Origin of the sequence: Acinetobacter sp. RW6 (assembly GCF_041956835.1) — a bacterium.
Taxonomy (GTDB): domain Bacteria; phylum Pseudomonadota; class Gammaproteobacteria; order Pseudomonadales; family Moraxellaceae; genus Acinetobacter; species Acinetobacter calcoaceticus.
The window spans coordinates 1,230,657-1,244,144 of the sequence record NZ_CP167121.1; the positions used below are offsets into that span (position 1 = coordinate 1,230,657).

Sequence of the window (13,488 nt, forward strand, 5' to 3'; positions counted from 1 at the left end):
CACGTTCCTTGTTACCTTCTGAATAAATATATTTAGTTTTTGAATGTGCTTCAGACCACACACTCAAACTATTTTCTTAAATTACGAATCATCATCACGAACAGATGAAGGGTGACGATTAAGCGCCATCACTTCGATGTTCATGTAAGGATAGAGAGGTAATCCTTGTAAAATGTTGTGCAACTCTTCATTGCTCTCTACATCAAAAATACTGATGTTTGAGTACTGGCCTGTAACTCGCCAGATGTGACGCCATTTACCTTGACGTTGTAAGTCTTGCGAATAGGCTTTTTCAACGGCCTTAATTTCATTTGCTTTGTCGGCTGGCATATCAAGTGGAATATGCACATCCATACGTACATGAAATAACATGGGAAACTCCTTATCCTGTTGCCTTAACGACGTAACTTCTCAACTTTATCTTCATCAATTTCAATGCCTAGGCCCGGAGCCGTTGGCAAATGCAATTCAAAGTTCTCGTAGCGTAGCGGTTCTTTCAAAATTTCTTCAGTAAGTAATAACGGACCAAATAATTCAGTACCGAATGCTAATGTTTCAAAAGTTGCAAATGCATGAGCAGAAGCAATGCTACCTACAGGGCCTTCAAGCATGGTGCCGCCATAAAGTTCAATTCCAGCCAAACCTGCAACCTTGGCCACTTCACATGCTTCGATCAGACCACCAGATTGTTCAATTTTTACCGCAAATACGTCAGCCCCATGGCTTTTTGCAATACGGTATGCGCTGTCTGGCCCAGTTAAAGCTTCATCCGCCATGATTGCGACATCAAAACGATGTGTTAAACGAGCAAGTGCTTCAGTATTTTGAATAGCACACGGCTGTTCAATTAAATCAATTCCACCATCTTGCAGCTGTTGAATACCTTGAATACATTCCAGCTCTGACCATGCACGATTTACATCGACACGTACACTAATATCTGCACCTAGTGCTTTTTTAATTGCAATCACATGATCAACATCTTGTTGCAAAGGGCGTGCGCCGATTTTGAGCTTGAACGTGTTATGACGCTTCAACTCAATCATTTTTTGAGCTTCAGCAATATCTTTTTCTGTGTCGCCAGACGCGAGCGTCCAAAGTACAGGTAAACTATTACGTAGACGGCCACCTAACACTTCGCTTAATGGCACGCCTAAGCGTTTTGCCTGAATATCAAGTAGGGCAGTCTGAATGGCACATTTCGCAAAGCGGTTACCATTAATATTTTTACGAATCAGTTTTAATGTTTGAGCAACGTTTAAATCTTTAACTGATGTGAGTAATGGTGCAAAGTAAGTATCAATATTGGCTTTGACACTTTCAGGACTTTCTTCACCATAGTTCAATCCACCAATGGTGGTCGCTTCACCCCAACCGACAATACCATCCGTGGTCGTAATTTTAACGAGCACCAAAGTCTGAGTACGCATCGTAGTCACAGACAACTGGTGAGGACGGATAGTTGGAATATCCACAAGTATGGTTTCTATGGTTCTATACATGAAGTTTCAACTATTTCAAACTTGTTTACATACCATAGAAGAATGTAATAGCCTAAAATAGATATAGAACGGTATTTTAAGATACTAAAAAGGTATATTAATGGAATTAAGACATCTACGTTATTTTGTTACCGTTGTTGAAGAACAAAGTCTGACTAAGGCCGCAGAAAAGCTTTTTATTGCCCAGCCACCTTTAACACGTCAAATCAAAAAACTAGAAGAAGAGTTAGGGATTGATTTGTTTGTGAAGGGCTCACGTCCATTAAAAGCGACAGAAGCAGGTCTGTTTTTTTACCAACATGCTGTGCAGATTTTAACGCATACTGCTCAAGCTGCTTCTATGGCCAAAAAAATGAAGCTGGTCGATAACATTGTCAAAGTGGGTTATGTCAGCTCACTGCTTTACGGGCGGTTACCCCAAGTCATTTATCTGTTTAGACAAAAAAATCCTGACATTCATGTCGAGCTTATTGAATGTGGAACACGAGATCAGGTTGAAGCTTTAAAGTTAGGCAAAATCGATTTAGGTTTTGGTCGATTACCCATTAGTGATCCGGCTATTAAGAGACTTTTACTCAGAAAAGAAAAATTAAAATTAGCGATTCATAAAAAGCATCCATTAAGTGAATTTCAAGATTCAGGAATTTACTTATCTCAAATCATTAATGAGACGATTTTTTCTTATCCAACTACACCTAAGCCGAATTTTTCGACCACCATTCAAGCTTTATTTACCAAGTTAGGTTTAATTCCAGCCAAACTCACCGAAGTTCGCGAAATTCATATGGCACTTGGATTGGTGGCATCTGGGGAGGGTATTTGTATTATTCCGGAAAGTGCCTGTGACATTGGAATGAAGAATCTAACTTACTTAAATATCTTAGACTTAGAAGCCTATAGTCCGATTTCTCTATCTATGCGTAACATGGACCAAAGTTCGTATATTCCTAAAATTTTAGATTGTATTGAAGAGATCTATAGCCAAGAAGAAGTGTCCAGAAATTTGAATTTATAAATTTTTAATACGATTAAAATTGAATTTTCATGTTATTTTAAAACTTTAAACCTATAGGTAATATGTAAAAGGAATTATTGAATGAGAAAAATTTTAGGATTAGCTTCTCTCATTATGTCTACAGGTGTTGTACATGCTGAACAATTAAATGAACAAGAACAAATTTCTCCATACAGTGCAAATGTAACCTTTGCAAGTCAATATATATCACGTGGTTTCCAGCAAACTTGGGGTAAGCCAGCTTTACAGATTGGTTTAGACTATGCAAATCCGAATGGAGTATTTGTAGGTACTTGGGCATCCAATGTGAGTTCTAACTATCTTAGAGATGCTTCAGTTGAGTGGGATTTTTATGCTGGTTATATAAAAACTTTCGATAAGTTTTCGGCTGGAATGACGGTTTTTTATTATTACTATCCGGGTGCTGAAAGCACGCCTGAAACGGGCAGTACCAGTTATAACTATGGCGAAATTGTGCCTCAAATTGGTTATGGACCATTAACGCTTAAATACTTTATTACATACACCCCGGATTATGCTGGCTATAACTCCAAGACGATGGGCGGCCCTGAGGGTAAACGTTCAAGAGGAACAACATATCTGGATTTAACTTTTACACAGCCTATCAATGAAACTTGGACTTTTGGTGCTCATTATGGCTATGAAAGAATTAAAAATTTCTCTGAAGCTAATTTTCAAGATGTTAAGGTTGAGCTTATTAAGGATTTAGGCGATGGTTGGAATACAGGATTAGCCTATACCAAAGCTTGGGATAAAAATGGGTTCTATAAAAAGTATAGTAATGGTGAGCCAGATGCACCTATTTCAAATCCGATTGACTCGACTTTTACAGTGTCTGTAAAAAAAGTTTTTTAAGTTAAACTTATTAATAGTAGTCTGATTAACTACGCTTGAAAGTCATCTGTAAACTTTCAAACGTAGTTAAAAACAATCTCCTGTTAAGACTAAGAATTTACTTTTCTCAGCCAAGAAAGATTTAATATTGCTGTTTGTTTAATTTTAAAATAAGACATAAATCATTTAATATTGTACCTTTAGTTTTTAAGCACATCTTTAATTAGATCTAATAAAATTGATAAGGGGTAAATAATGTCAGAAGTTGACAATAAACAAAAAACTAATTCTGAATATTCATTACAAGTTGATTGTGCTTCAGCTTTGAGTTTCGTTTTACAACAAAATTCAGTGCCCCTAATCCGACAAGTTCTAATATCTTCTACTGAAACAATTTCTGACTCTCGAATTATTATTCGTTCTAATCCTGAATATTTCAAAGAACATATCATTCATATCGCGAGCTTGGAAGGCAAGCAAGTCTTGGCTCTCGATAAACCAAAATTAGCTTTTGATATTCAAATGTTGCAAGAGCTACCTGAAAATATGAAAGGGAGTATTGAAGTACTCTGGTTGAATGAAAAAGAAGAAGTGCTGGCAGAACAACAGTTAGAAATAGATGTATTAACTATTGATACTTGGGGCGGAGAACGTCAGCCAATTGAATTATTAGCGAGTTTTTCACAACCTAATTCTTCAGCACTCAGCCCAATTTTAGTTAAAGCGAGTGAGATTTTAAAAACAAAACAACTTGGTTCATTAAGTGGGTATTTAGATCGAGATCGGGATTCTGTTCTATCTCAGTTGAATGCACTATGGGATTCTTTATTAACACAAGATATTCATTACATTGTGAGTCCACCAAGTTTTGTAAAGTCGGGACAACGAATACGTTTAGCAAAACAGATTTTTGAAGAAAAACTGGCGTGTTGTTTAGATAGTACAATGTTGTTAAGTGCCTTGGCTGAACAAATTGGTCTTGATACGTTAATCATTATTGAAGAGGCGCATGCTTATCTTGGGGTTTGGTTAAATGAAACCCCAAATGTTGATTTAATTATTGATGATATTCAAGCATTAAGAAAACGTTATGATTTAGGTGAGATCGTTTTTATAGAAACGACGTTACTTACACAACAAGCAAAATTCACTTCTGCACTTGAAACTGCAAGACAGTATATTAAGGACGAATCTCGTCAGAATAAATTTTATCTTGCAATTGATGTTCGGCAGTCTCGATTACGTGGCATTAAACCCATTTCTGCACATCTGGAAAAGAAGAATCATCTAGATGAAACAGAGATTGAATGGGCATCTGCATCTATTCCTAATTACGATGTTGACCGTCCTGTTGAAAGTAAAACTACAAGGGTTGATCGTTGGTTACGTCGATTATTAGATTTAAGTCTTCGTAATAAACTCTTAAATTTTAAAGATAACCGTTACAGTATTCCTTTACAGTGCTCTGAGTTAACACTAAGCAAACTTGAAGATGCACTTGCAAATCAAGAGGGTTTCTTATTTAAGAGTATTGATAGTATTTCGCTAAAAGATGTCCAGCGTGACAATGAAAGCCAACATATTTATCAATACGTTGATGAAAGTCTTTCTAGAAAATTATTATTTAGTCCTTTAGATACACCCTTATTAGAAAAGCGCCTGATTGAAGTCTATCGTGCTTCACGTACTGCTTTAGAGGAAGGCGGGGCTAATACATTATTTCTTGCGGTTGGTTTTCTTGAGTGGAAAGAGTCAGAACGCTCGAAACGTACATTTAAGGCACCGTTACTCCTCATTCCTGTACAGATTACGCGTGAGACGGCTAAAACAGGCTATCGTCTATTTATGTACGATGATGAACCACGTTTTAACTCCACTCTATTACAATTATTAAGACAAGACTTTGAACTTGATATTGCTGGCTTGAATCCTTTACCAACAGATGACTCTGGGGTAGATGTTAATCAGGTTTTACATATTGTACGGAAGGCGATTGTAAATATACCGGGATGGGAAGTAAAAGCAGAGGCTGCTATTGGTCAATTTTCATTCTCAAAATATTTAATGTGGCTTGATTTATCTTCACGGATGGATGAACTGAAAAATCAAGCAGTAGTAAATCATCTAATTGAATCCCCAAGGGAACCTTTTATTAAACAAGATGAATTCCCTCAACCTGCTCAATTAGACCAACAATATAAGCCACAACAATTATTTACTCCTTTATCGTCTGACTCTTCGCAGCTAGCGGCAGTCATGTCCGCAGCATTAGGGCGTACTTTTGTGTTATCAGGCCCTCCCGGTACAGGTAAGTCACAGACCATTACCAATATGATCTCTCAATGTTTGGCTGATGGTAAATCCGTGTTATTCGTCTCTGAAAAAATGGCTGCTTTAGAAGTTGTTTATCGTCGTTTGACACAAATTGGCTTAAGTGAACTGTGCTTGCAACTACACTCATCAAAATCCCAAAAAATGGAAGTATTGGATCAACTGAGAGAAAGAGCGCAGAAAAACAATGATCCTTACTTTTTAAGTGCTCAACTTAAAACAACAGAATGGCAGAAACTTTCAGACAGATTAATTCAAACCCGAGATGAGCTGAATCAACATGTAAAAAATCTCCATACATCACACCCTATTGGCTGGAGTTTGTATGCTGCAATGAGTGATGAACTTCGTTATCGGGATACACCGCATTTACGTTTTCCTGATATCAATATTGCGACGTTAACAGCAGAAAAACGTGAGCTACTGAGTGAGAGCGTGACACAAGCTGTAAGTTTACGTCAGCTCGTCAATGAAAATGTTAAAGATGTATTGAATGGTTTTGCGGAAGGTTTGTCTGAGCCGATTTGGAGCCTAGCATGGCAAGAACAATATCAAATATTACAGGATCAACTTGTTGATCAGATACAGCGTTTGCAAAGTTCAGTTTCTATTTGGCAAGAAGTTTATGGATTTGGTGAAAAGCAAAATCTGAGTCAGGTTAAACAAGATGTTTCTATTTTTACTGCATTATCTGCTCTTGTTCAGCAAACTGATTTAAAATTATTAAGTGTTATTAAAGATTTAGATTTAACTACCATTACACAAGCGAAGCAGTTAGTCCAAGATTTAAAACAGCAGCGTTCTTCGTTAGTTGGACAATACCAATCTCAAGTTTATCAAGCAGATTTAAATCAAATTGCCTTTAAATGGCGTGAAGCAGAATCAAAAATTTTCCCATTCTCATGGTTCGCTAAATTCCAACTGAGAAACCTAGTCAAAACTTATCAAAGCTCAACTCAACGTCCTACAGCTTTGGCAGTTGCTCATGACTTACCAATTTTACAGCATATCCAAAGTCAACAAAGACAATTCACTGAATGTGAAAATCAGTTGGCAAGTAAATTGGGTTCTTACTGGCAGGCTGAAGATAGTGCATGGCAAAGTTTTGAAACTATTCACAATCAGTGGCAACAAATTAAGCAAATCGTTGCATCAACAATTATTGATCAAACAACTTTATTTAAAGCTGTAGAATTTAGTAAAAATAATAGCTTGGATGAAATAAAACACAACTTAGCTCAGGTTGAAAATACATTCGGTCAATTGTTGAATGATCATGCATTGAAGAATGATGTCCAACTCACTCCATATCTAGATATTAATTTTAATGAAATTATCGAAAGACAGAAGCAATTGCAGCAACACGGTTCATCTTGGAGACATTGGTTAAATTGGCAGGCTATAAAGAGCCAGTTGATTAAACAAGGATTAAAACCTTTGGCCTTTGAACTCTTGCATGCTCCATTAGAATTGGATGCTGTTCTAAAACGCTTGAATATTAATTTAGCAAGACACTGGATTACTCATCAATTTAGTCAACATCCAGAATTAAATCAGTTCAATAGTCAGCAACATGAACAGAAAATTCAGACTTTTACACAGCAAGATAGGGAACACCAGCTTGCTGCGAGTCATGAGATTATTCATCGTTGGAATGCTATTTTTAGTGAACAAGATAAATATAAGGCACAGTGGACTGTTCTAAATAAAGAGTTAGGTAAGAAGCGTCGTCATATTCCTGTACGTGAATTAATGCGCCAGATTCCTGATGTGTTAGTTGGCTTAAAGCCATGTCTATTAATGAGTCCTTTATCAGTTGCTCAATATCTAGATACAGAAGCAAAATTTGATGTGGTGATTTTCGATGAAGCTTCTCAGATTCCAGTGTGGGATGCGATCGGTGCATTAGCGAGAGGCAAGCAATCAATTGTGGTGGGTGATAATAAACAAATGCCACCAACAAGCTTCTTTGGTAAGGGAGATTCTGAAGAAGAGGTGGATGAAGAAGTAACTGAAGATTTAGAAAGTATTCTGGATGAATGCCTTGCTGCCCAGTTACCTGAGTTGGCTTTGAACTGGCATTACCGCAGTCGTTATGAAAGCCTCATTCAGTTTAGTAATCAGAAATATTACAAAGGCGGTTTATTTACTTTCCCTGCACCTGTTGCGAAGGATACCGCTGTAAAACTGCATGTGGTTGAGGGTGTTTACGACAAAGGGGATACGCGTACCAATACGAATGAAGCTAAAGCAATTGTTGAATTTATTATTCAGCATTTACAGTCACAGTTAGGGCAAGAGAACCCTCTGACCCTAGGTGTTGTGACTTTCAATATGACGCAGCAAAAGTTGATTGAAGATTTACTGGATAATGAACTGGCAAATCATCCTGAGTTAGAGACATTGAGCAAGTCGGGCATTGAACCTTTATTCGTTAAGAATCTAGAAAATGTGCAAGGAGATGAGCGCGATATTATCGTTTTCTCCATTACCTATGCAAAAGATCAGGATGGTCGCTTATCAATGAATTTTGGTGCGCTTAACCGCCAAGGTGGTCAGCGCCGTTTAAATGTAGCAATTACTCGTGCCCGTCAAGGGTTACATGTTTTCTCAGCCTTGAGTCCAGAAGAAATTAATTTAGCTCGCACCAATAGTGAGGGCGTAAGAGATTTAAAAGACTTCCTCGTTTTTGCTCGTAGTGGTCAATTGCATTTAAATTATGTTGATCAAAGTAAAAAGCAGACTAAAAAAGAGTTCGTACAGTACCTACAAACTAAGTTACAAGAACAAGGCTGGAGTGTGGATCTTGGAATAGGACAGGGTGATAGCTGTGTAGATTTAGCGATTAAGGATGATTTGAATTCGGGTAGTTATATTGCAGGTGTTATTGTAGATGGTGAAAACTATGCTAAAGCTGCTACTGCACGAGATCGAGATCAACTTAGACCAACGGTTTTAAATGGATTAGGTTGGGAAGTTTTATCGGTTTGGACGGTGGATTGGTGGTTAGATCCAGAGCAAAATTTAACAAAATTGGTAAAAGTATTAGAAGAGATAAAAGCGAATCAAAATGTTGCTTAATTGGTTTGGAAACAGATAGGGGTTGACCTTATCTGTTTCTAATTTTATTAAATAACAGATTACTAAATTTTAACTGGTAGATTTAATACCACCTGAGCATCTTCTATTACGTCTAAACGTAGAATTTTTGAAGCGCCAAGTTCATTAAGCAACTTGGTTAAGGGTCCTTGGTTTTTCACTAATTGAATTTTCTTTGGAAAAAGCTTTTGTGCAAAAGAAAGAATGTTGGACTGAACTTCTGTTTGGTGCCATGTTCCATCAACCACATGTAGCATGGTGGCTTTGTTTATATGTGTTTCAGAATCGACATGTTTTAAATTCGGTACACGGGTTTTTAGGCTTAAATCTAATTTGCCATTAAGATCGGCAATATTGGCTTGGACCTCTTTTGAGCTAATGTTGACATCAATTTTAGTTAACCATTTTGGTAACTGGTAACCATATACACCACGCACACGGGCAATTTCTGTATCTACAGGCAATGCTAAAACATGTGCATAGAAATGACGTTGACGCATCGATTTCATTAACTCAGCAATGTGTGGTCCACGAGCATTCGGTTTACGTACAACAATCGCAATTGACACTTCGTTATATGGGTCATTGTCACAAACTGAATAGGTAAAGAATGTGACTGCTACTAATCCATACCTTGGAAATGGTTGTAAAGGAGTTAAAGCAGCAGGAAGTTTTGCCTTAATTTGCTTAATTGGCGCAAGCATTAACAGCTGAATATTTGAACTACGATAATAAAAGTTTGGTGCCCAGACAGGTCCAACCCTCGATTCAACTAATTTTTTAGGAATTTTACGAAAAAAATCGATATTGCCAGCAGCCGGATCTTGAGCTACTTCGTCTAAATCCGGGTTCATTCTAAAACGGTCGTAATAACCGCCTTTAGATACTTTGACTTTTTGTTGCCCAAACTCAACCTCAGTAAACTGTTGTTTTATATTCATGAGAGTTCACCTTTAACATTAATTGACCGAGTAGCTACGTTTGTCCATATCGAGACGTGTTAATTTATAGCCAATGTAGTCACTATAAGATTAAAGCTAACTTTAAAGTCAAGGTTTTAAATTTTCATATGTAAGATCTTTGGCATTTAAAAGAAATAAAACAAAAACAATTAAAGATTAAAAAGATACAAAGTCCTGTGGAGTCTTCATATAAATTTTATTATTAAAAATAAATTAAGACTGTTGACCTTAAAGTTAACTTTAACCTTAGTATAAATATTCAAGCCTTTATAACGAATCTACAAGCAGATTTTTAGCAGGAGAACAAAGATGGGATATGTAACCACAAAAGATGGCGTTGATATTTTCTATAAAGATTGGGGTCCACGCGATGCCCAAGTTTTATTTTTTCATCACGGTTGGCCCTTAAGTTCAGACGATTGGGACACTCAACTACTTTTCTTTTTAGGACAAGGTTATCGTGTTGTGGCTCATGACCGACGTGGTCATGGTCGTTCTAGTCAAGTGTGGGATGGTCACGATATGGACCATTATGCAGATGATGTCGCAGAGGTGGTTAAACATCTCAATATTAAAAATGCAATTCATATTGGCCACTCAACAGGCGGCGGTGAAGTGGCTCACTATATCGCTCGTCATGGCGAAGAAAATGTTGCAAAAGCTGTGCTTGTCAGTGCTGTCCCGCCACTCATGGTTAAAACTGAAAATAATCCTGAAGGTTTACCAAAAGAAGTTTTTGATGACCTGCAAAATCAAGTTCTCACCAATCGTGCACAATTTTTCCGTGATTTACCATCTGGACCATTCTATGGTTTTAATCGACCTGATGCGAAACCATCTGAGGGTATCATTAATAACTGGTGGCGTCAGGGTATGACGGGTAGTGCAAAAGCGCATTACGACGGTATTGTCGCTTTCTCACAAACTGACTTTACCGAAGATTTAAAGAAAATCACGATTCCTGTTTTGGTATTACATGGTGATGATGACCAGATCGTGCCTTATAAAACTTCTGGCGTGAAATCTGCTGAATTGCTTCAAAATAGCCAATTAAAAATCTACCCTGGTTTTTCTCATGGCATGTTAACAGTGAACCATGAAGTGATTAATGCAGACTTATTAGCCTTTATTCGTGAGTAATAAAAGTATTAAACTTTAAAAAAAGAGGCATTCAATAGCCTCTTTTTTTATATAAAAAATTAGTTAATTCAAATTATTAAAGAGTAAAAATTGAAAAAGTATTGACATTGAAGTTAGCTTTAATCTTAAAGTAAAGCCATACTGAATGAGGTCATTCCAATGAAAGTGTTCGAAAAATTAGTATTTCCAAATGGCTCATATGTTTCAAACCGAATTGCGAAAGCGGCAATGGAAGAAAACATGGCTGATCTTAACCACGCACCTTCAGAAGAGCTAATGCGTTTATATCAAGCTTGGGCAAATGGTGGTGTAGGTCTAATTATTACCGGAAATGTCATGGTAGACCGTAGAGCGATGACTGGACCGGGCGGTGTGGTTCTTGAAGATGAAAAGCATTTAGATACTTTCAAAAAGTGGGCACAAACTGGACGTTCCAAAGGCGCTCAGGTTTGGCTTCAAATTAATCATCCGGGGCGTCAAATGCAGTCAAATTTAGGGCAACAAACATGGGCACCTTCTGCCGTTGCTTTAGATTTAGGAAAAATGTCAGACCGCTTTAATACGCCAATCGAAATGACTGAATCTATGATTGCAGAGGTGATTCAGCGTTTTGCAAACACGGCGCGTTTAGGTGAAAAAGCAGGGTTTACTGGTGTTGAAATTCATGCAGCGCATGGTTATCTACTCAGTCAGTTTCTTTCTCCACTCAGTAATAAACGCCAAGATCAATGGGGTGGTTCCTTAGAAAATCGCGCTCGTATCTTAATTGAAATTGTGGATGCAGTTCGTAAAATGGTTTCGCCTCAGTTTACTGTTGCAGTAAAACTAAATTCAGCCGATTTCCAACGCGGTGGGTTTAGCGCCGAAGATGCTCAACAAGTGGTTAAAATGTTAAACGAATACGCTGTCGATTTGGTTGAGCTTTCAGGTGGTAGTTACGAGGCACCAGCAATGCAAGGTCAAGCACGTGATGGTCGAACACTTGCTCGGGAAGCTTACTTTTTAGAGTTTGCACAAGAAATTCGAAAAGTTGCCAAAATGCCTGTTATGGTAACAGGTGGTATACGCCGTAAACAGGTAGCAGAGCAGGTGGTTGAAAGCGGTGTAGATATGGTCGGCATTGCCACAGCTTTAGCAATTGAACCTAATTTGCCCAATGCTTGGAAACAAGGCCAAAATATTACACCTGAACTAAAACCAATTACATGGGAAAATAAAACGTTAGCTTCCCTTGCAAATATGGCGGTGGTCAAATTCCAGTTACGTAATTTAAGCTCGGGTAAAAAAACTAAACCAAATGTTTCACCAGCGTGGGCTTTAATTTTACAACAATCAGCTATGTCATGCCGTACCCGCCAATACAAAAAAGGCATGCGCGACTATTCATTTGCTTCTTAATAAAAGAGTGGTGTTATGACAAATTCTAACGATTCAAACTGGATAATTTATGGAGCAAATGGCTACACGGGCGAGTTAATCGCTCGTGAAGCTGTACGTCAAGGTCTAAAACCAACTCTTGCTGGTCGTAACAAGGCCAAGGTTGAAGCACTAGCTCAAGAGTTAGGGCTCACCTATCAGGCTTTTGGTCTTGATAATGTAGAGGCGGTAAGTGAGCATCTCAAAGGTTTTAAACTGGTTATGCACTGTGCAGGGCCATTTTCAGCTACCTCAAAACCCATGATGGAAGCTTGTATAAAAGCAGGCGCTCACTATCTAGATATTACTGGTGAAATTTCTGTATTTGAATTGGCACAGTCTCTCAATAACCAAGCAGAAAAAGCCGATATTGTACTTTGTCCGGGTGTTGGCTTTGATGTGATTCCAACAGATTGTGTTGCAGCCGCACTGAAAGAAGCACTACCAGATGCGACCCATTTAGCGCTTGGTTTTGACTCTAGAACTGGGTTTTCACCGGGTACTGCCAAAACAAGTATAGAAGGTATGGGTGAGGGCGGAAAAATTCGTAAAAATGGAAAAATTACCACCGTTCCATTAGCACATTATGTTCGGACTATTGATTTTGGTGACGGTAAAAAAAGTGCCATGAGTGTTCCGTGGGGTGACGTATCTACAGCGTTCTATACAACTGGTATTCCAAACATTGAAGTGTTTGTACCTGCATTTCCTAAAATGATTATGGGCGCGAAAATGATGAATTATTTACGCCCTGTATTAAAACTCAAGGCTGTGCAGAAGTTAATTAAGTCACGTATTGAAAAAACGATTGTTGGGCCAAACGAAGAACTTCGCGCGAAAGTACCGACCTATGTTTGGGGCGAAGCAAGAAATGCTCGCGGAGAAATAAAAACTGCCCGTATCCAAACAGAAAATGCTTATAGCCTTACCGTGAATGGTTCACTGGCTGTGGTGAGTTATTTACTTAAAAATACGGTCAAAGGTGGTACATATACGCCTGCAAAACTGATGGGCTATAAACTAGTAACCGAACTTCCGGGTTCTGGATCACTGGTGATCTCTTAACAAAACTTTGTTTAAAGCATTATGTTTATAGATTGATCCCGAATAAGGAATCATGCTTATTCGGGTAATTGATAAGATTTAGAGCTATTTCAAACAAATACAC

General features: G+C 37.9%; 9 protein-coding genes. 6 read left to right on the forward strand and 3 right to left on the reverse strand.

The genetic code is table 11. From position 1 onward, the window contains the following. Nucleotides 1-81: 81 nt before the first annotated feature. Both catC and ACB088_RS05785 read right to left on the reverse strand, forming a co-directional pair. Nucleotides 82-372, reverse strand: coding sequence for a muconolactone Delta-isomerase (gene catC / locus ACB088_RS05780; RefSeq protein ID WP_003651954.1), 291 nt, complete (start codon nucleotides 370-372; stop codon nucleotides 82-84). 23 nt (nucleotides 373-395) lie between these two features. Further along, nucleotides 396-1,502 carry a muconate/chloromuconate family cycloisomerase gene (locus tag ACB088_RS05785; RefSeq protein WP_375038272.1) on the reverse strand — a complete coding sequence of 369 codons (1,107 nt, stop codon included), beginning with the start codon at nucleotides 1,500-1,502 and terminating at the stop codon, nucleotides 396-398. Nucleotides 1,503-1,602: 100 nt separating this feature from the next. Here ACB088_RS05785 and ACB088_RS05790 point away from each other — a divergent pair, with 100 nt between their 5' ends. The 3 genes from ACB088_RS05790 (at nucleotide 1,603) to ACB088_RS05800 (ending at nucleotide 8,784) form a co-directional block, all read left to right on the forward strand. Then, nucleotides 1,603-2,517 (forward strand): LysR family transcriptional regulator, encoded by a 915-nt coding sequence (locus tag ACB088_RS05790; protein WP_005040228.1) that lies wholly within the window; start codon nucleotides 1,603-1,605, stop codon nucleotides 2,515-2,517. Between the two features lie 81 nt (nucleotides 2,518-2,598). After that, nucleotides 2,599-3,393 carry a TorF family putative porin gene (locus ACB088_RS05795; protein ID WP_375038273.1) on the forward strand — a complete coding sequence of 265 codons (795 nt, stop codon included), beginning with the start codon at nucleotides 2,599-2,601 and terminating at the stop codon, nucleotides 3,391-3,393. Nucleotides 3,394-3,627: 234 nt separating this feature from the next. Further along, entirely contained in the window at nucleotides 3,628-8,784 is a 5,157-nt protein-coding gene (locus ACB088_RS05800) for a DUF4011 domain-containing protein (RefSeq protein ID WP_375038274.1), read from the forward strand. 62 nt (nucleotides 8,785-8,846) lie between these two features. Here the strand turns inward: ACB088_RS05800 and ACB088_RS05805 are convergent, their stop codons facing one another. Further along, on the reverse strand, nucleotides 8,847-9,743 hold the full coding sequence (locus ACB088_RS05805; RefSeq protein WP_375038275.1) for an acetoacetate decarboxylase: 897 nt from the start codon (nucleotides 9,741-9,743) through the stop codon (nucleotides 8,847-8,849). Nucleotides 9,744-10,073: 330 nt separating this feature from the next. Between ACB088_RS05805 and ACB088_RS05810 the strand changes: the two genes are divergently transcribed. The 3 genes from ACB088_RS05810 (at nucleotide 10,074) to ACB088_RS05820 (ending at nucleotide 13,385) form a co-directional block, all read left to right on the forward strand. After that, a complete protein-coding gene (locus ACB088_RS05810) occupies nucleotides 10,074-10,904 on the forward strand; it encodes an alpha/beta fold hydrolase (RefSeq protein ID WP_375038276.1) in 831 nt (276 codons plus the stop codon). Nucleotides 10,905-11,063: 159 nt separating this feature from the next. After that, a complete protein-coding gene (locus ACB088_RS05815) occupies nucleotides 11,064-12,302 on the forward strand; it encodes an NADH:flavin oxidoreductase/NADH oxidase family protein (protein ID WP_375038277.1) in 1,239 nt (412 codons plus the stop codon). Nucleotides 12,303-12,317: 15 nt separating this feature from the next. Further along, entirely contained in the window at nucleotides 12,318-13,385 is a 1,068-nt protein-coding gene (locus ACB088_RS05820; protein WP_375038278.1) for a saccharopine dehydrogenase family protein, read from the forward strand. Nucleotides 13,386-13,488 lie beyond the last annotated feature (103 nt).